Here is a 26,776-nt window from a genome sequence, read left to right on the forward strand (position 1 = left end):
GCAATGAGTCGAAAGCCCTCAATAAACCCCATTACGCAAAGAAGAATTGATAATTTCAAAGCAAACCGAAGAGGCTATTATTCGCTTTGGGTATTTCTTTTTTTATTTTTGTTTACCCTTTTTGCAGAGTTCGTTTCGAACGACAAGCCTCTCCTGGTTTATTATGATGGCTCTGTATATATCCCCATTTTCAATACTTATACCGAAACCGAGTTTGGCGGCGACTTCGAAACTGAAGCCGATTATCGTGACAGCTATATTCAGGACTTAATAAATGACAAAGGCTGGATGATATGGCCCCTCATTCGCTACAGTTACAAAACCATCAACTACGATCTGCCCGTTCCTGCACCGGCGCCTCCATCTAGCGAAAACTGGCTCGGAACGGATGATCAGGGACGAGACGTTGTGGCACGTCTTATCTACGGTTTCAGAATTTCAATTCTGTTCGCACTCAGCCTTACCTTTCTCAGCACCATTGTTGGCGTTATTGTAGGCGCGACACAAGGCTATTATGGAGGAAAAGTAGACCTTGTTGGCCAGCGGCTCATCGAAATATGGTCAGGTTTACCAGTGCTGTATCTGTTAATTATTCTTTCCAGCTTTGTGCAACCCAGTTTCTGGTGGCTACTGGGAATTATGCTTCTTTTCAGTTGGATGGGGTTAGTCGACGTTGTAAGGGCTGAATTCCTAAGAGCCCGTAATTTTGAGTACGTGCGCGCAGCCAGAGCACTAGGGTTGAGCAATCGAGGGATTATGTTTAAGCATATGTTGCCCAATGCAATGGTCGCAACACTGACATTCATGCCATTTATACTAACCGGCGCTATTGGAGGGCTCACCTCATTAGACTTTCTAGGCTTTGGTATGCCCTTGGGCTCACCTTCTCTGGGGGAACTCATTGCTCAGGGCAAGTCGAACCTCCACGCACCATGGCTTGGAATATCGGCATTTGTGGTGCTATCGCTAATGTTAACGTTACTGGTGTTTATTGGCGAAGCGGTTCGGGACGCTTTTGACCCTAAAAAGGCATAATCAGAGATGGATAATCATTCACTAATTTCAGTTAACAACTTACATGTTTCCTTTTCTCAAAATGGTCAAACCATTAATGCAGTAAAAGGTGTATCACTTGAGATTAAAAAAGGGGAAACGCTGGCCATTGTGGGTGAGAGTGGCTCCGGAAAATCAGTGACCGCTCTATCTATACTCAAGCTGTTGCCCTACCCGAAAGCATTTCACCCGAGTGGAGAGATCATCTACCAAAATAGAGACCTATTGAAGTGTGATGAAAAGTCGATGCGTTCAATCCGCGGCGATAAAATCAGTATGATTTTTCAAGAACCCATGACCTCTTTCAACCCCCTTCATACAATCGAAAAACAGATTAGTGAAACACTGTTGTTGCATAAAGGGTTAACTGGGAAAAAAGCACGAGATAGGGTTATAGAGCTGCTGACACTAGTCGGCATACCCTCCCCTGAATCCAGGCTCTCTTCATATCCACATCAACTATCTGGTGGCCAGAAACAAAGGGTGATGATTGCCATGGCGCTGGCAAACGAACCAGAGCTTTTAATCGCTGACGAACCCACTACGGCACTTGATGTGACCGTTCAAAAACAGGTTCTTGAGCTCCTTAAGGAACTTCAAACCAAATTGGGCATGGCTATATTGCTCATCACACACGACCTCAACGTCGTTAAGCATTATGCTGACCGGGTCATCGTCATGCACCTTGGCAAAGTCGTTGAAAAAGGAGAAACACAGGCGCTTTTCGAATCCCCTAAAGCTGACTATACCAGAACACTGATAGACGCAGATCCAACAGGAACACCAGAGCCCGTTGCAGATGACTCTCCTGTTTTGTTAAGCACTGACGATTTAAATATATGGTTCCCATTAAAAAAGAACTTTTTCGGTAAAACAACCTCATACTTTAAAGCCGCCAACAACATATCCATCTCCGTGCGTAAAGGGGAAACACTCGGCATTGTAGGAGAAAGCGGAAGCGGTAAAACAACACTCGGGCTTTCATTAGTCAAGCTCTTGCAAAGTAATGGCAGCATCAACTTTAAAGACCACCCGGTGCATACCTATAACCAACAGCAATTCCGACCTCTCAGACGCGAAATTCAAATTGTATTTCAAGACCCCTATGGCAGCTTAAGCCCAAGAATGTCAGTTCAGCAGATCATCGAAGAGGGCCTGGTGATACATCAACTAGGTGATCAGGACGAAAGAGAAGCTAAAGTCATACAGGCATTAAAGGATGTTGAGCTGGATCCCGAAACCCGCCATCGCTACCCCCACGAATTCTCGGGTGGCCAGCGACAGCGAATCGCCATTGCCAGAGCACTGGTGTTACAGCCCGAGCTAATTATTCTCGACGAGCCTACTTCTGCACTGGATAGAACCGTGCAATCTCAAGTAGTCGAGCTGCTTAGAAACATACAACAGAAATATCAGATAAGTTATCTATTTATAAGTCATGACTTGGCGGTAGTGAAAGCGCTAAGCCACCGGGTGCTGGTGATGAAGCAGGGAGAAGTCGTTGAGTATGGAGATTGTCATCAAATTTTCGATAATCCCGATAAAGTCTATACACAATCCCTGATTGAAGCTTCATTTTATAACGCTCAGGAAGCATCCAGGTAATTCAACTTATTCACTACCAAGTTCAACCGTACTCAAGGAGTATAAAATGGGGTTATTAACAGGCAAAAAGGCATTAGTGGTAGGCATTGCAAGCAAGCTATCGATTGCTACCGGTATCGCCCGTGCGCTACATGAACAGGGTGCCGAGCTTGCGCTTACCTATCAAGGAGACAAACTTAAAAAGCGTGTTGAAGGGTTTGCAGAAGAATGGGGAACCGACTTGGTATTGCCTTGTGATGTGACGGACGATCAGCAAATAGAAGACCTTTTTTCCGCCATCGCCGAGAAATGGGATGGTATCGATATCATCATCCACTCCGTTGGCTTTGCTCCAGCAGATCAACTCGACGGCAACTTTGTTGATATCACGACCCGAGAAGGGTTCAAAATCGCGCATGATATCAGCTCCTATAGTTTTATCGCGCTGGCAAAAGGTGGCCGTGAACTCATGAAAGGGCGCAACGGCTCGCTATTAACCCTCACCTACCTGGGTGCCGAAAAAACACTGCCGAACTACAATGTTATGGGGCTGGCAAAAGCAAGCTTAGAAGCCAATGTCAGGTATATGGCGAACAGCCTTGGCCCGGAAGGTACTCGAGTTAATGCGATTTCAGCGGGCCCTATCAGAACGCTCGCGGCATCCGGTATCAAAAGTTTTCGGAAAATGCTCTCGGAAACCGAACAGCGAACCCCGCTTCGCCGGAACGTAACAATTGAAGAGGTCGGCAATACTGCGGCGTTTTTAACTTCTGACCTCGCAAGCGGCATTACAGGAGAGATTACCTATGTCGATGCGGGGTTTAATATTACAGCGATGGGAAACTTAGGCGATTAAGGTCTACTTTTTCCAATAATTTTCGACTGTGTCACTGTAACGTTTTGTAAAAAGCATTACCTTCTATTGGCCTCATTACCCGCGTATATGGGGCCTATATCTCACAACATTTAACGAACGTCTATTTATACCAAGACGACCTAACCTACCCGTTAGAGTCTAGACTGCCAAAGCAGCCAGTACGATTAACCAGGTGATTTCAGTGCAACGATTTTATTCTCACATTATAGTTTTATTTTTTTTAGCATTCGGTATTAGCGGCTGCTCAAGTATGGGCGCGGCGATGAAGGCCAGCCCGTCGTTTGCAAACTCGATTGGATTCGCTGAAATTCCATATGACGACCTCACCGAGCGTTATACCAATGAATATTCAAAATGGGCAGATGTTAACGGCCTTAAAATTCACTATCAGGACGTTGGAGAAGGCCCAACAATCGTTCTTGTACATGGTATCATGTCCTCCCTGCAAACCTGGGATGACTGGGTTATGGAGCTTAGCAAGTCTTACAGAGTCATCAGCCTTGATGTGCCAGGGTTTGGCTTAACCGGGGCCCCCGAAGCGATAGATGACTTCAATGAGGATTATCTACTGAACACGTTTGCGAAGTTTATCGATGTTATCGAACTGGATAACTTCTCAATAGCGGGCAACTCATTGGGCGGATACATTGCAGCCCAGTACGCATCAGATTACCCCGACAGAGTCGACCACTTGATTCTGCTCGATCCAATCGCATACCCTCAAGAGGTGCCTTGGGTAATGGATTTTGCAACCACTCCTGTAATTTCAACGATTGGCAATTACTTTCAGCCGCCTGTATTGGTAACCATGAATGTTAAGCAGGTTTATGGTGATCACCAGCGCATCGAGCGAAGGCATATGGATCGGTACGTCCATATGGCACAGCGCTCGGGGGCCAAAGCCTCTTATATAAAGATAATGGAAATTCTTAAAAGCCGAAGTACTGAAGAAGCACCACTGCCCTTTGCGCAAATAAAAGCACCCACTTTAATCATGTGGGGCGAGAAAGATGCCTGGGTTCCGCATGAATTATCTCAGCGCTGGAATGAGGACATAAGAAACAGCCAAGTGGTTATCTACCCGGGTGTTGGACATATGCCGATGGAGGAGATACCCGATAAGACCGTAATGGACGCAATCGCATTTCTCAATGGTGAAAAAGTGTCCCAACCCGCCCCCATATCAAAGGGTAAAGCGTTTAGTCAGCCAGGGGCGACTGAACGCCAGATAGAGGCAGTATCAAACTAACCTTTAGACCGATTACCCTTTACGCTCTGCACCGAGCTATTTATGGTGAGTACTTGTTATGATGAGAACTTGTTATGGTGAGTACTTGTTATGATGAGTACTAACTGCCAGTGTGATTCCTTCTAGTGGAAGGAATCACATACTTGAACTGTAACTCTTCTGCCACTAAAGGCTCAGAAAAATAGAATCCCTGAACATAGTCGCACCGCATCTTTTGAATAATTTTCAACTGTTCTATTGTTTCTACACCTTCAATCGCCACATCAAAAGAGAGTGCTTTCGCTAACTCTATCATCGCATTAAGTACATCCCTATCGTTCAGGCTGGTTTCTATATTCTCTATATATGATCTATCGATCTTAATCAGCTTAACAGGAAACTTGCGAAGGAAAACTAATGATGAGCAGCCCGCCCCAAAGTCATCGAGTGCGGATTCAACGCCCATCATGTTCAGCTGGTTTAACAGCTCAACGCCATTGTTAACATCGGCAATTAATGCATCTTCTGACAGCTCGATTTCTATATTATCCAAGCTTTGGCTGTGCTTACTAAACGTCTCGCGAATATCTTCAAGTATTCCATTTTTCATTAGATGCAAGGATGAAAAGTTAATCGCAATTTTCGTTGAGCCTAAGCCTTCGTTTTGCCACAAACCAAGTTGCTGACACACTTTCTCGATGACCAGCCGGCCAATGTCGATAACCATTCCGGAGTCTTCTGCAACAGGTATAAATTGCGCTGGTAACAGCACCCCCATTTCAGGGTGGTTCCAGCGCACCAGTGCCTCAAACCCAACAACTTCTCCATCTTTTAGGCGCACTTTAGGCTGATAAACCAGAAAAAACTCATCGTGCTCAATCGCATGTCGTAGTAAAGACTCAATCTCCAACCGCTTGGCAACGGCCTCATTAAGTGCTTTTGTAAAAAACTTATAGTTGTTGCGGCCTTTTTGCTTTGCTTCATACATTGCAAGATCGGCACTTTTAATCAGGCGATCAGCCGTTGTGCCATCAACCGGGTACATCGCTATACCAATACTTGCTCCGATATTAATCTCTGCCCCTGCTATTTCAAACGGGTGCGACAATACGTCCACAACTCGCTGGGCAACCATCGACGCCTGATGAGCCTGTTCTATATCAGTCAGAATTATCGTGAATTCGTCTCCACCCAAGCGCACAACAATATCATTCCCCCACTCGGATGAAGTTTCGACCTTCCTTGAAACAACATCTGCACCTCTTAAGCAGCTCTCTAGCCGAGTGGCCGTTTCTTTAAGTAGCTCATCACCCGCCTGGTGACCATAAACATCATTTGCTGTCTTAAAGTTATCCAAATCAATGAACAGTAATCCCAGAACCGATTGTGTGCGTTCGCAGTGATTAAGCGCTTTTTTAAGATTGGCATTAAATGTAATACGGTTTGGCAACCCTGTTAAAGAGTCATAGTATGCGAGGGTTTTGACTGTTTCAGTGCTTTCCGACAACCCTTTACTCAGGTCTTTAAAGTCCTCTGCAAGCAATGTCAGTTCCTCAGAACCCAACGCACTGACGTCGTGGTCATATTCCCCCTTTTTAAATTTAACAAGCAACTTTCGAAGGATATCAATCGGGGTCGTGATCAGGCTATTAATCTGACTGCGCAATAAGATGTAGCTAATCAACATAGTAACGACTAAAAACCATGTAACGTATGTTTTAAACATGGCAGACGAAACGACCATATCGCTCTCGGCAATCATCCCCACAAGATATAAATCCTGTATAAGACGCTTGTAACCACCGTAATACGTGCCGCTTTCACCGTTATATTGGTTGATAGAACTCGATCTGGACGAGATAATTTGTTTAATCTGTTTCTTTAATACCTCCGACGACTCGGCTTCTACTGAGCTATTCGCACCAACGGGTGTGAAAACTACTTCACCCAGCTGGTTACTTAGAAAGTAGGCAATGCCCTGCTTTTGAACGCCTTCTTTAATTAAGTCATGGAGAAAGCGCATATCGACACTTATGAACAAGTAACCAATATTTTCTGATCTGTTTTTTATATATTGATTCCCCGCATCGATGCGCTTGATTGCATGTGCTATGAGGTAATATATATTACCGTCCTGCTCAGGAATCCAGACCCCTTCATGGTGATCGAGCCTTGCTTCAATCATTTGACGTATAAACCGAGCTTGAAAATCATGCTGTTCGAACACATCACTTACACTTTCGAGTAGCCGGCCATCTTTTCCAAACAGCGCTATTTCCGAGTAGTTGGGGAACGCTTTAATAAACTCTGTTAATGCATAGGTGACCTCTCCCGCTAAAGCAGGACTATCACTCAGTTGATCTAAAGAGACGTAAGCTTTTAGCTTATCTGCATTAGCAAAAAGCGAAACATTTGAGACGGCTAATTTTAGCCTTGCGTGGGTGTCACTTCCCAATTGCAGTAGGGATGATTCCAGCTGGACGATAGAGAGGCGATGAGTTGCGCCTTTTAAATAAACGTAAGAAAGAGAGCTTGCTATCAACAAGGGCAAAAGTATCATTGGCAATGTAAATAGCAGGAACTTCGATCTCAGTTTCAAACTAAAGCACTCGAATCATTCAGTTAATCATTAAGCCAATTTGCAATCGCTAGCTTCCAGTCAATAATTTCCGTTCCTTCTGAATCAAATAACATTATCCCTGCAATGTACCCTGAGCCATCACTTAGCACTCGAACCCAGCGCACCTCTCCGGTCAATTCAAATCGATCACGACTATTAGGGAGCTCCAGTGTCATTTGATGGATCGCACCTGCGGTAAGTGCCTGATCCATTTGCACCTGCAAACCATTGGCAGAGAAGTCCAGCGTATTGCAAGCAACAACAACGGGCCGTTCACTGCTACCTGGAGATGGAGAGACCGTTTCAACATAGAGCATGGCTGTTCGTGTGATTCTGGACTCTTCACGCCTTTCGTCGTCGGCAACAAGATTGTTTATATCAAAGTTTTTCACCTACCCCCCTTTTTATTTTCCCACTCTTAGACGCCCAACAACTCTGGACAATGTATCGTCAAACTCAGCCCCGCCACTAAGCAGTTCTATATCCCCTGAGATCATACGCTGCATTAGTTCGGGGGTTTTAATTTCAAACTTTTTAAGCCCCATTTTATCAACAAAAATGAGTTTATCTGTTGCATTGATTTTGACTACAAGTTTGTATTTCTGGTTTTCGTTCGCCTCAAATACCGATATCCACGACCCTAACGACATTTCAGAAATTAATTTTAGTGTGAGCTTCTCCTGCTCCAGGCGTTTTTTTTCAGCTGCTTTCAGCCGTTGCTCTTTTATCAGCTTAGCAGCTTCTGCCTCCTTCAACCGAGCAAGTTCTTCAGCTTTTTGCTTCTCAAGCTTCAAACGTTCTGCTTCTGCCTCAGCCTTTTCTTTCGCTTTTACTCTCGCAAGATGTTGAGCATTGGCAACCTTGCCAAGCCCTTTCAGGGTCTCAGTGAAAACCTGACTCAATAAATAACATGCCGGAATCTCTCGTATACGGCCTTGCTTTGTGGCACTCATAAATGATTCATAAGGCATAACCATAGACTTCATACCTGCATGATTCAGCCACAGGATTTCCCTTGAGTCCTCAAAATATGTTGAAAATTTGAGCCGCGTAGTGCTGCTCTCATCTTTGATCAGGTACCACTTGCCCGATAATTTTTGAACTTCGGCTACCGTTGGGCAATACTCACTATCAAAATTAAGGGCCGGCTTTTCCATTTTTGCTTGCACACGCTCAATCTCGGCCCCCTGTAATACAGAGATTAGCAGCTGCTGAATAGACTCCCATTCATCATTTTTGATCACAACATCATAATGACTGGCTTCGGCTGCCAGCTCATCTACCACACCCTCTGCCATACGGTACAAAGACTCTTTTTTGTCACTGACCGAATGAGAAAAGACCAGAATTATTTTCTCCGTCAGCTGCACAAGCGCCTGCCAGTCCACATCAGATACGCTTTTAAGAAGCGCATTTCTTAATACCCGTTGCCAGCTGGTGCTAATAAACTCTCCTATCTGCACCGGGAGCTTATGCGATTTTAGTAAACGATCTAATGTATAGAGGCTAAAATCAGACGCATATCTGGATTTGGCAGCCCCCTGTTCAGTCAGGACAAGCCGCTCAACCAGTTTAGCAACACGCAGGTCTTGCTTCGCTTGTGCTTCCGACCACTCAAGCCGTAGCTTATCGAATAAGTCTGGTGATTCTGAGCTAACTGTAAGCAGCTCTTCATGAACAACGCCTAAACGATCAATTACGGCCTGACTCACTCGTTTAGGTTCCGGTGTCCAACCGATCTGGCTGGCACATATTTCATCAATCAGAGCTAACACAGGGCTATCTTCAGAGCTAAGCAGTGTGGGATATTGAATAAAAATCCTGGCTAATACAAACCTCCAGCCACTCAGTACATTCTTTAGTTGATCATCAATGTTTGCCTTCCGATAAAAGACATCAGCAAGCCTGTCACACAAAAAAAGAGAATTATAAATACGGGGTGACAGGCCATAGGTTTCACTTTGCGCGCCGATTACTTTAATAAGCGATGACTCGCCCTTTAGCTGTGACCCACCTTGGGCGCATTGAATCAGAAGTTCACAGATATTTGATATGACTTCTTCGGTTTCCTCATTGTTGTTGATTTCATATTTTAACTCTGGAATTCTCAACGCTTTGGTTATGTTACCGATTGACACTACTCTAAATCCTTGTCATTTATTTCAATCAGGCACGATGCCTGATGAATGTCTCAGTACAATTATAGTCTCGTTTTTAAAAACAAAAATGTATTAGCATCAATTCTCTAATCTCAAAAAAATATGATAAATAAATAGCCACGGGCGTATAATGGAAGTGCCCGGTAAAACAGGGAGGATGCTATGTATAACTTAACCTTAGATCGTAGAAAGCATGAAAGGCGGTATCTCGGCACGTCAACAAAAGGAGCCAGGCCCTCATTGGACCGAAGGAATATAGAAAGAAGGTGCGATAACCGACCTCTAAATGAATTCCCTTATATACCCCAAGTAATTAGTTACTAGGAATTAAGAACCCGCTAATTTGCGGGTTTCTTTTTATTGATTCTCGTACACTTGGACGCTCCCTCGGATTTGTATCACACTTCAGCTTTGCCTATATCTTGTGTCTTTTAGTATCACATCCTTGACTTGATCCGTTGCAATATGTCATCGAATAACGCAACATAGCATCACCTTTTATTGACCGCTCAGCGTCATGCCTCATAAGCTGAAGCCTTACAAGACTAATTAGATAACGGTTGGATCAAACTGATGAGCATTTCTTCTCTCGACAACGTCAATGTTGCCAGTCAGGAAATTTTAATTACACCTGACAAGTTAAAACAGGATATTCCATTAACTGAACTCGCTGAAAAAACAATCACCGAGGGCAGAGAAACAATCAACAACATATTGGATCGAAAAGACCATCGCATATTTGTAGTTGTTGGCCCTTGTTCAATACACGACGTTGAAGCCGCCAAAGAGTATGCTGGCCGCCTGAAAAAGTTAGCAGAAGAAGTCAGCGATACGTTAGTTCTTGTCATGAGAGTTTACTTTGAAAAGCCAAGAACAACAGTTGGCTGGAAAGGATTAATTAACGACCCTCATCTGGATGACTCCTTTGAAATAGAAGAAGGTTTGCATATAGGCCGCCAGTTGTTAATGGACATTGCTGAAATCGGGTTGCCAACGGCTACCGAAGCGCTAGACCCTATTTCACCGCAGTACTTGCAAGACACCATTACCTGGAGTGCAATTGGCGCTAGAACGACAGAGTCGCAGACTCACAGGGAGATGAGCAGTGGCTTGTCAGTTGCTATTGGGTTCAAAAACGGAACTGACGGTAGCTTGGATGTTGCTACGAATGCGCTTAACTCTGTTTCGCACCCCCATAGCTTCCTTGGAATCAACCCCGAGGGCCAAGTTGCTATCATTCGAACCAAGGGTAACCCATACTCACATATTGTGCTGCGCGGCGGTGGCGGTAAACCCAACTATGATTCGGTGAGCATCGCGTTATGCGAGCAACAGTTGGAGAAGTCGGGCCTGGCTAAAAATATCATGGTTGATTGTAGCCACGCAAACTCTAATAAAGACGCCAACCTGCAGCCTTTAGTTGTACAGGATATTGCTCACCAGATTCTCGAGGGTAATAAATCAATTGTTGGGCTTATGATCGAAAGCAACTTGAATTTTGGCAACCAGTCTATCCCAAAAGACCTGACTGAACTCAAGTATGGCGTGTCTGTTACTGATGCCTGCATTGATTGGGAAACAACGGAAAAGACGCTAAAAGATATGCGCAACAAGCTTAAAGACGTGTTGCCAAACAGATAGTTATTGCGCCCATCTCAGGATGGGCCGACGTAAAAAAAAAGCGCCTGATACCTGGCGCTTTTTTTACTCAAGGTTGGAATATCGTTTAATTTAGTCCAACCATCTTAGTTTGCCTCTCAAACTAACCACTTCTCCGATAATAATCAACGTAGGCGCTTTTACGCTTTTTGCCTTTACCATATCCGGCATCGTTGATAGTGTTCCGGTTACCACCTGCTGTTCTCTGGTTGTACCTTTAGACACCAGTGCAATAGGCATGTCAGACGACATTCCATGTGCCATCAGTTGCTCACATATGATACTGAGACCAACCAAGCCCATGTAAAAAACGAGCGTTTGATTTTCCTGAACGTAGTCTGACCATGGTAGATTACATGTATCATCCTTTAGATGTCCTGTAATAAAGCGAACAGACTGTGAAAAGTCACGATGAGTTAAAGGGATTCCAGCGTATGAAGAACACCCAGATGCTGCAGTAATGCCTGGTACAACTTGGAAAGGCACCCCGGCATCACTCAGTCGATCGATCTCTTCACCGCCGCGACCAAAGATAAAAGGGTCTCCCCCTTTTAACCTTAATACCCGCTTGCCCTGCTTGGCTAACGTAACAAGAAGCTCATTTATCTGCTGCTGAGGGAGTGTATGGTTGGCTCTCTCCTTGCCGACATCAACACGCTCTGCATCTGCCCTGACCAAATCAAGGATCGGCTGAGATACCAGGCGGTCATAGAGCACTATATCTGCCTGTCTCATCAACCGAAGCGCCTTAAATGTCAGCAAGTCTGGATCACCAGGCCCTGCTCCAACAAGATAGACCTCACCGCCAGGTTCAAAATCCCCATTTCTCAATGACGACTCTATAACTGCTTGTGACTCTTCTTCATGGCCAGAAAATATTTTTTCAGCGAAAAGCCCTTCAAGATGGTGCTCCCAGAAGCGTCTACGCTGATTAATATCAGGGAACTTGTCTCTAACCTGATCACGATATTTCGCAGCTACTTCCGCCAAACGACCAAAAGAAGATGGAATCGCCGATTCAAGGCGACTCCTCAGCAACCGTGTAAGAACAGGAAGAGAACCACTACTGGATACCGCGGCAATGACGGGAGAACGATCAATAATCGATGGAAAGATAAAAGAGCTGTTTTTTGCTTTATTAACAACATTGACAGGCAAGTTACGCGCAGTAGCAACAGACGCAATAGAGTCATCGGTTTCGCTGTCGCCAGTCGCAGCAACAACAAGAACAACACTTTCAAGCAGCCTGGCCTCAAAAGTGTCGGCGATCAACGTTACCTTCTCATCATCAATTAAACGCTGTATAGACTTTATCGGTGCCGCAGCACATAGCTTTACATCTGCTCCCGCTTTAAGCAATAACTCCACCTTTCTTGCAGCGGCTTCATCGCCTCCAACTACCAGGGTCGATGCGTTTTTTAGATCAAAATAGAGCGGTAAAAAGTCCATAACTACTGCCATTAATTATGTAATGTGGAAATATAGAACAAAGGTCTCACTTTAAAATAGCGTCCGAAGCTATCGTCCAATCACTTCTTTGCCACCCATATATGACCTGAGAACGGTTGGAATAAGTATGGCCCCATCCTCTTGTTGGTAGTTCTCCATTACCGCAATCATCGTACGTCCGACAGCTAAGCCCGACCCGTTAAGGGTGTTCAGTAGCTGTGGTTTACCTGTTTCAGGGTTTCTCCAACGAGCCTGCATTCGCCTTGCCTGATAATCCCTCATATTACTACATGATGAAATTTCTCGATATGTGTCTTGCCCAGGCAACCAAACTTCCAAGTCATACGTTTTAGCCGCAGAAAAGCCAAGATCACCACCGCACAAGGTAACCAACCTGTATGGCAGTTCCAACTTTTGCAAAATGCTTTCGGCATGCCCTGTCAGATCCTCCAATGCCTGGTCAGACTCCTCAGGGGTAACCATCTGAACTAACTCGACCTTATCAAACTGGTGCTGCCTAACCAACCCTTTCACATCTCGTCCATAAGAGCCTGCTTCACTTCTGAAGCTAGGCGAGTGACACACAAACTTAAGGGGCAACTCAGACGCGTCAACTATTTCATCGCGAACAATATTGGTTACAGGTACCTCAGCAGTTGGTATTAGATAGAAGTCACGCTCTCCCGGCACTTTAAACAAATCTTCTTCAAACTTTGGTAACTGGCCAGTGCCGAAAAGTGATTCACTATTGACCAGATACGGAACATAAATTTCGTCATAACCATGCTCTGCAGTGTGAGTATCAAGCATAAATTGAGCAAGTGCTCGATGAAGTCTCGCTATATCACCTTTCATAACAGAGAAACGAGACCCTGCCAGCTTTACTGCTGCTTCGAAGTCCAATAAGCCAAGCCGCTCACCCAGCTCTATATGGTCCTTGACTTTAAAATCAAAAGACTTGGGTGTACCCCAACGGCGCACCTCGACATTGTCATCTTCACTGTCGCCTTCTGGAACACTTTCATCAGGTATATTGGGGATTTCGGCCAGTAAAGCGTGAAGATTGTCCTGAACCGTCTTAAGTTCCTTTTTAGCACTCTCTAACTCATCGCCAACAGCATTCATTTCAGCGAGTATAGGTGCAATATCTTCACCAGCAGCTTTTGCTTTACCAATGTTTTTTGACCGAGTATTTCGCTCACTTTGAAGTTCTTCGGTTTTGGTCTGAATAGCTTTACGCTGCTCTTCTAATACATTAAAACGTTCGATATCGAGTTGATACCCTTTCTTTTTAAGTTGAATCGCAATTTCTTCAGCGTTTGCACGAACAATTTTGGCATCTAACATTGGAGGTGTTCTTATCCTTTATTAATCTTGTAAACAGTTCTATTGTTGTTAAGCAATTAAGCGTTTCCAGCTGTAATACCGTCACATTAATTTGGCTAATGATATACCAGCCCATACTGCAAGTATGCATAGTATAACGGAGCTTACTATATAGGTAACAGCATTTAGCAACAGCCCTTGGCTAATAAAATTGAACGCTTCTAACGAGAACGTTGAGAACGTCGTAAACGCCCCCAAAAAGCCCACAACCAATATAGATTTGAGTTCGGGGGAAACGTGCATTTTTTGTACAATAACGATATATAACACGCCAATAAAAAACGAGCCAACGACATTCACACAAAGGGTACCAAATGGAAAGTCTTTACCTAACCAGTCAGTCATAACCCCGATAACAAAGTATCGGGATAACGCCCCTAAAGCTCCACCCAGAGCAATTGCAATTACCTGTAACATAATTATTAATACTTGATTCTACGCCTGTAACGACGTGTTTTCAGTTAATTTCGACTAATCTTTTGTAACCAGAGCACTATACGATACCGATTATTCAATACCGACAACACAATACCGACAATACAATACCGACAATACCGATAGCGCTTATTAGCCAGTATTGCTTGTTAACCACGGGCTTCATACTCCATTGACGCGCCAGTCTATGAGTACCGCTTATTATGGCTTAGCCTGTTTTGTTCCCTTAGCCAGCTTAGCTTGTCCGATATTTTCTTTTCCATGCCGCGCTCTGTAGGGTTGTAATATGTAGTTCCGCTCATTTCCTGAGGGAAGTAATCTTCTCCGGCGGCAAACGCATTGGGTTCGTCGTGAGCGTAACGGTATTCCTCTCCAAACCCAAGCTCTTTCATCAATTTAGTCGGTGCATTCCGCAAGTGTTCTGGAACGTCATAGGCAGGCGACGATTTCACATCAGCTTTGCATTGATTATAAGCACTATAAACCGCATTGCTTTTTGCTGCTACTGCAAGATAGATGATTGCTTGGGCTATCGTCAGCTCTCCTTCCGGTGCCCCTAGCCTTTGTTGGGTGTCCCAGGCATTCAGTGCTATTTGAAGCGCCCTTGGGTCTGCGTTGCCTATATCTTCGCTCGCCATTCTAACGACTCTACGCGCTACATACAGTGGGTCACAACCGCCATCAATCATTCTTATGTACCAATACAACGCGCCATCTGGGTCTGAACCGCGAACAGATTTATGCAAGGCAGATATCTGTTCGTAAAAGATATCTCCCCCTTTATCAAACTGTTTCAAGCTGGACTGCATCACCTCCTGTAAGACAGGCTTGGTAATGCGTTTTTCCCCATCTGATTCCTCTGCTAAATCTGAAGCAATTTCGAGAATATTAAGCGTTTTTCTTGCATCGCCATCCGCGCTCATGGCAATAAGCTCTACTAACTCAGGAGCAATTTTTATATTTTCATGAACAAGCCCACGCGCATCGCTAAGGGAGTTGTTGATCAACCCTGACAATGACTCAACCGAAAGTTTTTTTAGCGTGTATACGCGAGCACGAGACAACAGTGCATTGTTGAGCTCAAATGATGGGTTTTCCGTTGTGGCCCCGATGAAAATAACGGTGCCATCTTCTACAAAGGGTAAAAACGCATCCTGCTGGGTTTTGTTAAAGCGGTGTATTTCATCAACAAACAAAATAGTATCTTTTCCCGATACAGCTCTCTGATGCTTAGCTTGTTCTATAGAGGCCCGGATATCCTTAACGCCGCTTAAAACAGCAGAAATGCTCTCAAAGTTAGCATCGCAGCAGTCTGCTAACAGGCGCGCGAAACTGGTTTTGCCAACACCAGGAGGGCCCCATAAAATCATAGAGTGCAGCACACCCTTTTCAACGGCGACTCTTAACGGCTTATTTGCACCAAGTATATGATCCTGACCGATATATTCATCCAGATTTCTGGGCCGCATCCGTGAAGCTAAAGGCTGATACTGATTTAAAGAGCCTCGTTCCTGTTTTTTGGGGACAGGGTGCTCTCCCTCAAATAAGTCGCCTGAAGCAGAACACATTACTGAGTTAACTCACGGATAATGTCTGTACCCTCTGGTATAACAAACTCAAACTGTTTGTCAGACAGGCCTGTATTGATTTTTGCGTCATTAAAACCAATAGTGCTCTTCTGCCCAAGCGAATCTGTAAGCCGCATCTCAACCAATATATCTTTATCAAATCTCAACCGTAGAGACTCAAACAGCGAGTCAGCACCTTTGGGCATAAGCACATATTGATCGACTGTGTTGTCCCACTGTTTATGGTGAACCAGGTAACTCTCCCCCAGCTTTTTGACATCACCGCTAAACAATAAGGCCGGTGTATTTGATACTTGCTCAGACACGGGCTGAACCGTGGCCTGCTCAAGATCCGGGTCGTAAACGATAATATGCTGGCCGTCTGATACAATCACTTGCTCCAAAGGGGGCTCTGTATGCCAGTAGAACAATCCTGGACGCTTTGCCTTTAACACTCCGCGACTCTCTTGCACAGAAGCACCCGCCTTATCAACCACAAACTGAACAAAGTCAGCTTCAATGGATTGCAGTTTCTCAAGTCTCTGAATCAGAGAGGCTGTGGCTTCGCTGGCGGACACAGTGCCAGACGTAGAAAGCGTGATAACCAATAACGCTCTAAATAACCGACTGAAGAAGGGTGTTCTGTTTATATTCATATGTGACTGTTTCCTTTATTAGTCCTTGGGAGGAGGGGGTGCAAGCACTTCTCTTGCGCCGTTATGGCCCGCCTCGCTCACGACGCCGGCTGCCTCCATCGCTTCAACAAGATTAGCCGCTCGGTTATAGCCAATTTTAAGTTTGCGCTGAACAGACGAAATGGACGCACGCCTGGTCTCTGTAACAAACGCGACCGCCTCATCAAATAGTGCATCCTGTTCGTTATCACCTGAGCTTTCTCCCGACAACCCCGGGATGGGTTCAGATGTATCGCCACCAGTTAGTATTTCCTCAAGATAATCGGGCTCACCGCGCTGTTTCCAGTCATTGACCGTGCGATGCACCTCATCATCTGACACAAACGCACCATGAACTCGAATAGGCATACCCGTACCCGGAGGCATATAAAGCATATCCCCGTGACCCAGCAGTTGTTCTGCCCCACCCTGGTCAAGAATAGTACGAGAATCTATTCTTGAGGATACCTGAAAAGCGATTCGAGTCGGCACGTTTGCCTTGATAAGCCCCGTGATAACATCGACCGATGGGCGTTGCGTAGCCAAGATCAAATGGATACCCGCTGCTCGCGCTTTTTGAGCAATTCGAGCGATAAGCTCTTCAACTTTTTTGCCGACGATCATCATCATATCGGCAAACTCGTCAACAACCACAACAACACAGGGCAAGGTTGTTAGTTCGGGCCTATCTTCTTCGCCGTTTTGTAAATGCTCATCGGGCTTCCAAAGCGGATCTTTAATCGGTTCCCCTGATTCAATCCCGTCTTTAACTTTACGGTTATATCCTCCCAGGTTACGCACCCCCAATGCAGCCATAAGGCGATAACGGCGTTCCATCTCTGCAACACACCAACGAAGGGAGTTAGCGGCTTCCTTCATATCTGTAACGACAGGCGTTAACAGATGCGGTATACCATCGTATATCGAAAGCTCAAGCATTTTGGGGTCAATCATGATCAACCTGACTTCATCAGGTGTCGACTTATAAAGCATGCTCAACAGCATTGCATTAACACCAACAGACTTACCCGACCCTGTTGTACCTGCAACCAGAAGGTGAGGCATTTTTGCGAGATCAACAACAACCGGGTCACCAGCTATGTCATTGCCAAGCGCCAGCGTTAACGGTGACTCCGAGTCATCAAAGCCTTTTGTCGACAATACCTCACTGAAACGAACCATCTGACGTTTCTCGTTCGGTATCTCAATACCCACAACCGACTTGCCAGGAATAACCTCGACCACCCTCACACTCAATACCGCTAATGAACGCGCCAGGTCTTTGGCCAGATTTGAAATTCGGCTCACCTTTACACCTGCAGCAGGTTGAATTTCAAACCTTGTAATAACAGGGCCTGGATTAACTTCTACAACTTCAACCGAAACACCAAAGTCAGACAGTTTTTCTTCAAGCAATCGAGACAAATGCTCCAAGGCATCAGTTGAATAGCCAGCTTCTTTGACCTTTTCGGGTGGATCCAGCAGAGTAATGGGAGGCAACCTTCCGGCCTCAAAAGCAAACAGCGATCCTTGTTTTTCCTTCGCCATTCGTTTGCTCTCGGATGAACTGCTTTTCTTAAGAAAAGGAGAGATTTTTAGGCCTTTACCTTTTTTATTTTCGCCCCCCTCAACCTGACTTTCTCCTGAGGCTGGTGAACGCGCTTGAGTTTGATTTGTGGCTGGAGAACCAATCACGGGGTCTACCCGGCCAGAACGTCCTGCTTCAGGCTCGCTCCTGGATACACCCTCTTCTTTTCGGCGCTGTACTTTATTCTTTATTTTCCCGAGTAACGTCTTTGATTCGCCGTTGTGATCAGTATCAGTTACCTTATCGACTTCAGTTATCTTATCAACTAACAAAGGCGGTTCAGCAAGTTGACGTGTTAGTTTTTCTTCAGAAGCATTTGTTTTTTCAGTTTTGCGTCGCTGAGCAGTCTCTGCTCTTTGCGCCACTTTCTCCTTTAACAGCCTACACCATACGGCGACCTTACCGCCCAGCTGGATAGTTTTTTCACCGATATAGTCCATCAACTTAAGCCACGAAAGGCCTGTAAATATCGTAATCGAGAAAAGGAAAATGGCTACAAGTAGCAAACTGCTACCTGACAGGTTAAACGCAGACAACATACTGGAGGATATTTCGTGCCCGAGAACGCCCCCTGAAGATATCGGGAGCCCTGCGATGGAGTAAATTGCAAGCAATCCAGTCGCACTGATGAGCACTAACACAAACCCCATAAAGCGGACTAAAAAAAGAGGCCAATGAAATTCCATTTTTTTATGCCTATTGTGAAAAATAAGCCAGGCCTTATAGGAGATAAGCAGAGGAAATAAATAAGCGACATAACCGAAAAAATAGAATAGAACGTTCGCGAACCATGCCCCCGTGCGGCCTGCGTAATTAGTCGCAACCAAATTATGGCCGGTGTTGGCCCAGCCTGGATCTTCCGGGTTATAGGAGAAAAGCGCCATAAAAAGGTAAACGCATAACGCAACAAGCCCTATCAAAGCGCCTTCTCTAAAGCCCTGAGAAACGTACGCCTGAAACCGACCTTGTTTGTCTACTTTTGATTCTGTTTCTTTCATAGTGCGTGGGGGTTTATTCAAATACAAAGAGAAAGTGTATCGTTTCTAAAGCGCTAAATCACCTGCGTGGTTCAACAATTGAAAAGATAAACTAAGGATGACGCAGAGCAATAGAATTATTCTGAAGAAACTGCGCTATATATATGAAATATAGCGCGATTCACACCATTATGCGAACTTAACATTCTGTTAACTTAGGCCTGCTGCGACAAAGCCTAGCTGTAGATCCTTTTTTATATCCTCTACAGATTCCAAGCCAACAGAGACTCTGATAAGGTTATCTGTTATACCACTGCGCATCTTGCTTTCGTCAGATAAGCGCCCATGTGTCGTTGTTGCGGGATGGGTTATCGTTGACTTGGTATCGCCAAGGTTAGCGGTAATAGACAAAAACTGTGTTCCATCTATAAACTTCCAAGCCTCTTCCTTTCCGCCTTTTATTCTAAACGATAAAACACCACCAAAGCCGCTCTGTTGCTGTTTTGCCAATTCATGTTGGGCATGCGTTTCAAGCCCTGTGTAAAAGACAGCTTCAACTGACGCCTTAGAACTTAGCCACTTGGCGATATCTAGCGCGCTTTCACTATGAGCTTTCATCCTTAAACACAGTGTCTCTAGCCCCTTCAGGAAAACCCATGCATTAAAAGGGCTCATTGTTGGGCCTGCTGAACGTAGAAAGCCAAAGACTTCTTCCATTTGCTGATTTTTGCCAACAACAACACCGCCTACACAGCGCCCCTGCCCATCAAGATACTTTGTAGCGGAGTGGATAACAATATCAGCGCCTAACAACAAAGGCCGTTGGAGTGCAGGCGTACAAAAGCAGTTGTCAACGACCAACAACGCATCGTGCTCGTGTGCGATACCGGCTAACAGCGTTATATCGGCAATTTCACACAACGGGTTCGAAGGCGTTTCAAGAAATAACATGCGAGTGTTATCTCCAACAGCACTGCGCCACTGGTCCATATCCGTCAAATCAACAAATGTTGTCTCAATGCCGAACTTCGCCATATATTTTTCGAAAAACACGTTAGTCGTTCCGAACACACTTCTGGAACAAACAACATGGTCTCCTTGTTGCAGCAATGCCATGCAAGTACTTAAGATAGCAGCCATACCAGAAGCCGTTGCGACTGCTCGCTCTCCACATTCCATTGCGGCAATCCGCTCTTCAAACATCTGGACTGTAGGGTTGGTAAATCTGGAATAAATATTCCCTTCAGCCTCACCACTGAATCGAGCCGCCGCTTCTGCCGCGCTATTAAATACGAAGCTAGACGTTGGAAAAATCGCTTCACTATGCTCTAGCTCGTGAGTGCGATGAACCCCTGCCCTTACAGCAATAGTTTCCAACTCAGCCCCGCTGATATCTGCAACAGGGATCGGACTGTCATTTTTTACGCTATTGGCCATAATAATTAGTCGTTGTTATGAAGATCGATAACAGCATTGTCATCATCAAATTCTTTGTTCTTTTTGCGTTTGCTACTTTCTTTACGCGCCAACTCAAGCTTCTCGAGATACTCAGGAGTAATTTCGCCCGTTATGTAGTCACCATTAAATACAGAACAATCAAACCTTTCTATGGCGGCATTGCCTTCTTTAGCGCACTCAATGAGATCATCAAGATCCTGATAGATCAGCCAGTCTGCACCAATTAACGCTTGAACTTCCTCTACTGTGCGCTCATGAGCAATCAGCTCGCTGGCGGCTGGCATATCAATACCATATACATTCGGATGGCGTACTTCAGGAGCCGCTGATGCAAAGTACACTTTATTGGCCCCTGCATCCCGCGCCATTTGCACAATTTCCTTACACGTAGTCCCCCTAACAATTGAGTCATCTACCAACAGGACATTCTTTCCTTTAAACTCAAGTTCGATTGGGTTCAATTTTTGACGAACAGACTTTTTGCGCTGACTTTGACCCGGCATGATAAAGGTACGACCAATATACCGGTTTTTGATAAAGCCTTCTCTAAACTTGACCCCTAGCCTGTATGCCATTTGCATCGCCGAGGTTCGACTAGTATCGGGAATGGGCATCACGACATCAATGTCATTGTCAGGACACTCTCTCATCATCTTTTCAGCTAGCTTCTCACCCATTCGAAGCCTGGCCTTATAAACCGAAACACCATCAATGATAGAGTCTGGCCGCGCAAAGTAGACATGTTCAAAAATACAAGGGTTCAACCGGGGCGACTCTGCACACTGCTCACTATATAACTGCCCATCAGTTTCAATATAAATTGCTTCCCCAGGGTCAATATCTCTAACCAACGTAAAGCCTTCCGCACTCAGCGCAACACTTTCAGAGGCAATCATATACTCAGTACCCTGCTCTGTTTCTCTCTTTCCATAGCAAACAGGCCGAATACCATGAGGGTCTCTGAACGCAACGATACCGTAACCGGTAACCATTGCAATGACAGCGTAAGCCCCTTTGCAGCGTTTATGAACCGCTTTAACCGCTTCAAAAATTTCTACCTGGGTTGGTACCAATTTGCCTTGCTTTTGCAGTTCGTGAGCAAACACATTAAGCAATACTTCGGAGTCAGAATTTGTATTGATATGCCTTAAGTCAGAACGAAGCAGCCCTTCTGCAAGTTCTAGCGTGTTGGTGAGATTGCCATTGTGCGCAAGTGTAATCCCATAAGGAGAGTTAACATAAAACGGCTGGGCTTCTGCGGAACTGGAAGAGCCTGCTGTAGGGTATCGCACATGGCCAATCCCTACATTACCCACCAACCTTCGCATATGCCTGGTTCGAAATACATCTTTTACCAGGCCATTGTCTTTTCTGAGAAAAAAGCGATCATCCTGATAAGTTACAATACCCGCGGCGTCCTGTCCCCGATGTTGTAAAACCGTCAGTGCATCATAAAGCATCTGGTTAACATTGGTTTTTCCAACAATTCCTACAATACCGCACATTAAAGCTACCTCACTTGGGCATAAACAAGATATTAAGTAAATCTTAACAGGTTTTAGGTAATAATTATGTCAACAAAACGAACACAATATTATAATCGATTCCACAAATTATATTCTTACCCATTAACTCATAAATACTGAGAATTGATCCTCGAAGACTGTCCGAGACCATTGCTCCAATACCTGGAGCTTAGTAATCATCACTGATTGCTGCCACCACGAATCTTCAACGACAGGTGTAACACGTAACAGTGCTATCGTAACAATAACGATTATTAACCCTCTAGCCACACCAAATATAACCCCTAACAGCCGATCTGTAGTAGACAAGCCTGTAATCTTTATCAGCAGTCCAATAAGATTATTGATAATGGCACCAACTATTAGCGTTCCAATGAACAATATCGCAAAAGCGGCAACCGCTCTAAGAACAACGGTATCTATCAGATCAATTAGAAGTGTCTGCAAATTTGGGTTGAATGTACGCGCAATAATGAAGGCGGCAACCCAGGTAACGAGAGATAAGGCTTCTTTAACAAAGCCTCGTTTGAGGCTAAAAAGGCTGGATAATACAATGATCGACAATATAGACCAGTCTGCCCAATTCAACATATAGATAATTCATCTAGGAACGATTTTAATGGCGCGCATTCTACCAAAGAAAAATTCACTTAACCAATGACAATCTAAACTACTTACCCAATCTTACGTCACGGTTACTTGAAATGAACAACTAAACTATTTAGCTTAAACTGTTTATCTAGCTGTTTCTTGATTTTGTCTGCATACCCCTTATCGGCATAAGGGCCACTAAACACGCGAACCATTTCTGTTCCATCTCGATCGATTTTTTTTGTGTGCCCGTCAAACCCTTTTTTACGGAGGGTATCACGAAGAGCATACGCATTCTTATGATTGCCAAATGTACCCAGCTGCACCATCCATACATCACTAAGCTCTTTTTCTTTAAACACAGGCTTGGGTTTATTGCTGGTAATGACTGGCGATTTTTGCTGAGTTTGGGTGTTATCACTCGATTTAGGGGCAGCCTCTGTTAAATCTGCCTCTGTAGATAGCAGGCCAGTTTCAGGCTTACTGCTCACAACATCAGGCTTTGTGTTTGCAGCCTGGCTTCCGCTTTCATTTTCTGATGACACAACAGAAGAGTCTTCCACCGCTACAGCAACAGAATCACCCTCAGAGGGCTCAACGATTTTAAAACTCGGCTTCTGAGGCGTCTTTAATGTAATAACAGGCAGCTCAGGCTGCACGGGTATCGGTATTAGTTGCGTTTTTGTTTTCTGGTGCGGCTTATCAAAAATCATTGGCAGAAATATAACAGCAAGTGACACTATGACCAGCGCACCAACGACTCTTTGCTTTAATCCATCCATATTAATTCTCTTTAAATCTCTTATTCTCAAACATTAGTGATCCAATAACTTAATATCAGATACAACATGAAAAGAGCCGAAGCAAATAACAATACCATCATTTTCCTTTGCGGCGTTAACCGCATAATGAAACGCTTCTTTAATCTCGGCACTTTCAGTATAGTGTTGGCCACACTGAACCAGCGCGTTTGATATGTCAGAAAGATTCATTGCCCGAGAGAATGATAACGGGGCAATGAACCACTCATCAATCAGGCCGTCAATGCCTTCAACTATACCGCAAACATCCTTATCTGACAGCGCTGAAAACACAGCGTAAACAGGCCGCTGAGATTTAATGTCTGCCAACCGACGCGACAAAAATCTTGCCGCATGAGGGTTGTGACCAACATCCAACAACACCAACGGGTCAGAGGCGTAGACTTCAAACCGGCCTGCAACAGAAAAGCCATCAAGGCCTTTCAAGCGATCATGGTCAACCCTAAAACCTAAACATACCATTGCCTGGATAGCCGTTAAAATATTACTTTCAGGTAACAAGCTTCGGGGCATTTTTATACGGTTAACGCCGCCATCGCAATTAGAAATATATGCCTCTAAACGGCTATTATCGTCAGAAACACCAGATTGAAAAAGCCAGTTAAACGGTTCAGGCGTATCGGAAGCTCGTGACAAACCAAAGTCTTGTTGATAGATATACAGGGGTACATCTTTTGCTAACGCTTGCTGCACCACACTGGATGGAGGGTTATCTTCTCCATAAATTGCAGGAGTGTTCTTCCTGAATATCCCCGCTTTTTCATAGCCAATACTTTCCCTGTTATCACCTAGCCACTCTGTATGATCGATATCGACTGAGGTAATAATCGCAAGATCCGCATCAACGATGTTGACCGCATCAAGTCGACCTCCTAACCCAACTTCAAGAAGCACAACATCGAGCTTTTCACTCTCAAGACAGCTAATAGCACTGAGAGTACCAAATTCGAAGTAAGTTAGAGGGGTTCTGCCTCTAGCACACTCGACTTTCTCAAAGCTTTCAACCAGGCGCCGGTCATCGATTTGCACACCGTTAACTCGAACACGCTCATTATACGAAGTAATATGAGGGGAACTGTAAACCCCAACAGTTTTACCCGCATCCAGCAACAGCCGCTCAAGAGCTGCAATGGTTGAACCCTTGCCATTTGTACCCGCAACCACCACAACCTGGCTGGCAATACGCTCTATACCCAACGTTGAATAAACCGAGAGCGTCCGCTCAAGCCCCATCTCGATTTCAGAAGGGTGATTCTTTTCAATCCTTTCTAACCAGGCGTTAAGCGATTCTTTGTATGATTCACCCATTGTCGGACTCGCCATCCTCAGCAGGCATTGGGCATCCTACTAACTTTGACAATAGAGAGGCTAATCTTGGCCTCATATCATGCCGGGATACAATCATGTCTATTACACCATGCTCTAACAAGAACTCACTTCTCTGAAACCCTTCTGGTAACTTCTCCCTAACAGTCTGCTCTATCACTCTCGGCCCAGCAAAACCGATAAGTGCATTTGGTTCGGCAATATTTATATCACCCAACATAGCCAGGCTCGCAGAAACACCACCAAATACAGGGTCAGTCATAACGGAAATAAAAGGAATTCCCATTGACTTCATTTTCTCAAGCACAGCTGCAGTTTTTGCCATTTGCATCAATGATGCTAAAGCCTCTTGCATTCGGGCTCCCCCACTCGCACTGAAACAAACCAGTGGGATTCTTTTTTCCATCGCGATATAAGCAGCTTGAGCAAACTTCTCACCCACTACAGCCCCCATTGAGCCACCTAAGAAGTTGAACTCAAAGGCGACTACAACGACGGGCAACTGCATAATCTCGCCCTGAAAACACACCAATGCATCTTTTTCGTTTGTTATCTTTTGGTTGGCTAGCAAACGATCTTTATACTTTTTGCTGTCCTTGAATTTTAGCCTGTCACTGGGTGCCAGTTCTGCTGCGATCTCGGCTCTGTTGTTAGCATCCAGAAAAATATCAATTCTCTTTCTAGCCGTTAGACGCATGTGATGCTGGCACTTAGGACAAACATCAAGGTTTTTTTCCAGTTCAGGGCGGTATAGCACACTTTCACATTTGGGGCACTTCTTCCACAACCCTTCAGGAACTGTAGTTCTTTGTGATGATTCAGACCTAATAACACTGGGAACGATTTTATCGAGCCAGTTACTCATCACCCCACTCCTTTTGTATTAAATTTAGCAAAACCATCAGCTACACCCCCTCCAAAATTGAGGGATCATTCAGAATCAAAAAAGTAAAAGAACCTATTTACTTTACTTGATGTTTCCATTTATTGAGCATTCATTGCCTTACGCATTGACGATACGATACTGAATATTTTGGATTTAATTTGTTCGTGATCTCCGATATTGTCAGCGATAGTATTGACTAAAACACTACCCACAATAACGCCGTCTGCAACAGATGACACTGCTGCTGCGGATTCAGCATCCTTTATTCCAAACCCGACCCCGACCGGAATTTCACTTTTGCCTCGGATAACAGCAAGTTTCTCTGCAACACTGCTCACATCCAGGCTTGCTGAACCGGTAACACCCTTAACTGAAACGTAATAAACATAGCCAGAACTGGCATCGCAAATGGTTTTTATACGGTCATCAGTAGTGGTAGGGGCAATAAGGTAAACAGAGTCCAGGTTATTGCTCTTCATCTCGACGAGCAGCTCATGCCCTTCTTCAGGCGGAAGGTCTACCACCAACACCCCATCAACACCTACTTCGGCTGCAGAGGAAGCAAACTCTTTATAACCCATTTTTACGATAGGGTTGAGATATCCCATTAATACAACTGGAGTATCGCTGTTTGTATTTCGAAATGCTTTTACCATCAATAAAATATCATCAAGCGAAACGTTATGCTCCAGCGCTCGCTCACAAGCCAACTGAATAACAGGGCCATCAGCCATCGGATCAGAGAATGGTATACCAAGTTCAATAATGTCAGCCCCCGCACTTACAAGCTCGTGCATCAGCTCCACCGTCAACCCGGGCTCTGGATCCCCCCCTGTAATATAGGGGATCAACGCACTTTTCCCGCCACGCTTTAACTGCTCCATCACAGCTTTAATTCGACTCATCAGATA

21 protein-coding genes are annotated in these 26,776 nt (G+C 44.8%); 5 read left to right on the forward strand and 16 right to left on the reverse strand.

Annotated elements, in window-relative coordinates; all coding sequences use genetic code 11:
* Positions 1-3: 3 nt before the first annotated feature.
* The 4 genes from MY523_RS08430 to MY523_RS08445 all read left to right on the forward strand — a co-directional run bounded on the left by MY523_RS08430 (position 4) and on the right by MY523_RS08445 (position 4,763).
* On the forward strand, positions 4-1,035 hold the full coding sequence (locus MY523_RS08430; RefSeq protein WP_250658339.1) for an ABC transporter permease: 1,032 nt from the start codon (positions 4-6) through the stop codon (positions 1,033-1,035).
* A gap of 6 nt (positions 1,036-1,041) precedes the next feature.
* Positions 1,042-2,658: an ABC transporter ATP-binding protein gene (locus tag MY523_RS08435; protein WP_250658340.1), complete on the forward strand. Its 1,617-nt coding sequence runs from the start codon at positions 1,042-1,044 to the stop codon at positions 2,656-2,658.
* A gap of 46 nt (positions 2,659-2,704) precedes the next feature.
* Positions 2,705-3,493, forward strand: a complete 789-nt coding sequence (locus MY523_RS08440; RefSeq protein ID WP_250658341.1) for an enoyl-ACP reductase FabI — start codon at positions 2,705-2,707, stop codon at positions 3,491-3,493.
* A gap of 283 nt (positions 3,494-3,776) precedes the next feature.
* A complete protein-coding gene (locus MY523_RS08445; RefSeq protein WP_250658342.1) occupies positions 3,777-4,763 on the forward strand; it encodes an alpha/beta fold hydrolase in 987 nt (328 codons plus the stop codon).
* 100 nt (positions 4,764-4,863) lie between these two features.
* Here the strand turns inward: MY523_RS08445 and MY523_RS08450 are convergent, their stop codons facing one another.
* From MY523_RS08450 to MY523_RS08460, 3 genes are read right to left on the reverse strand one after another with little or no spacing between them, the layout of a single operon-like run.
* Positions 4,864-7,341: a bifunctional diguanylate cyclase/phosphodiesterase gene (locus tag MY523_RS08450; protein WP_250658343.1), complete on the reverse strand. Its 2,478-nt coding sequence runs from the start codon at positions 7,339-7,341 to the stop codon at positions 4,864-4,866.
* A gap of 23 nt (positions 7,342-7,364) precedes the next feature.
* Positions 7,365-7,754, reverse strand: coding sequence for a PilZ domain-containing protein (locus MY523_RS08455; protein ID WP_250658344.1), 390 nt, complete (start codon positions 7,752-7,754; stop codon positions 7,365-7,367).
* 12 nt (positions 7,755-7,766) lie between these two features.
* Positions 7,767-9,500 carry a DUF1631 family protein gene (locus tag MY523_RS08460; RefSeq protein WP_250658345.1) on the reverse strand — a complete coding sequence of 578 codons (1,734 nt, stop codon included), beginning with the start codon at positions 9,498-9,500 and terminating at the stop codon, positions 7,767-7,769.
* A gap of 594 nt (positions 9,501-10,094) precedes the next feature.
* Between MY523_RS08460 and MY523_RS08465 the strand changes: the two genes are divergently transcribed.
* Positions 10,095-11,162 (forward strand): 3-deoxy-7-phosphoheptulonate synthase, encoded by a 1,068-nt coding sequence (locus MY523_RS08465; protein WP_250658346.1) that lies wholly within the window; start codon positions 10,095-10,097, stop codon positions 11,160-11,162.
* A gap of 90 nt (positions 11,163-11,252) precedes the next feature.
* On the opposite strand, the gene cysG is transcribed toward MY523_RS08465, so the two are convergent.
* From cysG to trpA, 13 genes are all read right to left on the reverse strand, one after another.
* On the reverse strand, positions 11,253-12,629 hold the full coding sequence (gene cysG / locus MY523_RS08470) for a siroheme synthase CysG (protein ID WP_250658347.1): 1,377 nt from the start codon (positions 12,627-12,629) through the stop codon (positions 11,253-11,255).
* 69 nt (positions 12,630-12,698) lie between these two features.
* The gene (gene serS, locus MY523_RS08475; RefSeq protein WP_250658348.1) at positions 12,699-13,976 is read right to left on the reverse strand and encodes a serine--tRNA ligase; all 1,278 of its coding nucleotides are present in this window, start codon (positions 13,974-13,976) and stop codon (positions 12,699-12,701) included.
* Between the two features lie 81 nt (positions 13,977-14,057).
* The gene (crcB, locus tag MY523_RS08480; protein ID WP_250658349.1) at positions 14,058-14,432 is read right to left on the reverse strand and encodes a fluoride efflux transporter CrcB; all 375 of its coding nucleotides are present in this window, start codon (positions 14,430-14,432) and stop codon (positions 14,058-14,060) included.
* Between the two features lie 203 nt (positions 14,433-14,635).
* Entirely contained in the window at positions 14,636-15,919 is a 1,284-nt protein-coding gene (locus tag MY523_RS08485; protein ID WP_250658795.1) for a replication-associated recombination protein A, read from the reverse strand.
* 98 nt (positions 15,920-16,017) lie between these two features.
* The gene (lolA, locus tag MY523_RS08490) at positions 16,018-16,674 is read right to left on the reverse strand and encodes an outer membrane lipoprotein periplasmic chaperone LolA (RefSeq protein WP_250658350.1); all 657 of its coding nucleotides are present in this window, start codon (positions 16,672-16,674) and stop codon (positions 16,018-16,020) included.
* An 18-nt stretch (positions 16,675-16,692) separates the two neighbouring features.
* The gene (locus tag MY523_RS08495) at positions 16,693-19,278 is read right to left on the reverse strand and encodes a DNA translocase FtsK (RefSeq protein WP_250658351.1); all 2,586 of its coding nucleotides are present in this window, start codon (positions 19,276-19,278) and stop codon (positions 16,693-16,695) included.
* A 189-nt stretch (positions 19,279-19,467) separates the two neighbouring features.
* Positions 19,468-20,694, reverse strand: coding sequence for an O-succinylhomoserine sulfhydrylase (locus MY523_RS08500; RefSeq protein ID WP_250658352.1), 1,227 nt, complete (start codon positions 20,692-20,694; stop codon positions 19,468-19,470).
* Between the two features lie 5 nt (positions 20,695-20,699).
* Positions 20,700-22,220: an amidophosphoribosyltransferase gene (gene purF / locus MY523_RS08505; protein WP_250658353.1), complete on the reverse strand. Its 1,521-nt coding sequence runs from the start codon at positions 22,218-22,220 to the stop codon at positions 20,700-20,702.
* Positions 22,221-22,343: 123 nt separating this feature from the next.
* Entirely contained in the window at positions 22,344-22,832 is a 489-nt protein-coding gene (locus MY523_RS08510; protein WP_250658354.1) for a CvpA family protein, read from the reverse strand.
* A 104-nt stretch (positions 22,833-22,936) separates the two neighbouring features.
* Positions 22,937-23,614, reverse strand: coding sequence for an SPOR domain-containing protein (locus MY523_RS08515; protein WP_250658355.1), 678 nt, complete (start codon positions 23,612-23,614; stop codon positions 22,937-22,939).
* A gap of 33 nt (positions 23,615-23,647) precedes the next feature.
* Positions 23,648-24,961, reverse strand: coding sequence for a bifunctional tetrahydrofolate synthase/dihydrofolate synthase (gene folC, locus MY523_RS08520; RefSeq protein WP_250658356.1), 1,314 nt, complete (start codon positions 24,959-24,961; stop codon positions 23,648-23,650).
* Complete coding sequence (gene accD / locus MY523_RS08525; protein ID WP_250658357.1) at positions 24,954-25,844, reverse strand: acetyl-CoA carboxylase, carboxyltransferase subunit beta; 891 nt, start codon at positions 25,842-25,844, stop codon at positions 24,954-24,956. The genes folC and accD overlap by 8 nt, the downstream gene beginning before the upstream one ends.
* A gap of 119 nt (positions 25,845-25,963) precedes the next feature.
* Positions 25,964-26,770 (reverse strand): tryptophan synthase subunit alpha, encoded by an 807-nt coding sequence (gene trpA / locus MY523_RS08530; RefSeq protein WP_250658358.1) that lies wholly within the window; start codon positions 26,768-26,770, stop codon positions 25,964-25,966.
* Between the last annotated feature and the right edge of the window lie 6 nt (positions 26,771-26,776).

It is taken from the genome of Alkalimarinus coralli (assembly GCF_023650515.1).
Classification (GTDB): Bacteria; Pseudomonadota; Gammaproteobacteria; order Pseudomonadales; family Oleiphilaceae; genus Alkalimarinus; species Alkalimarinus coralli.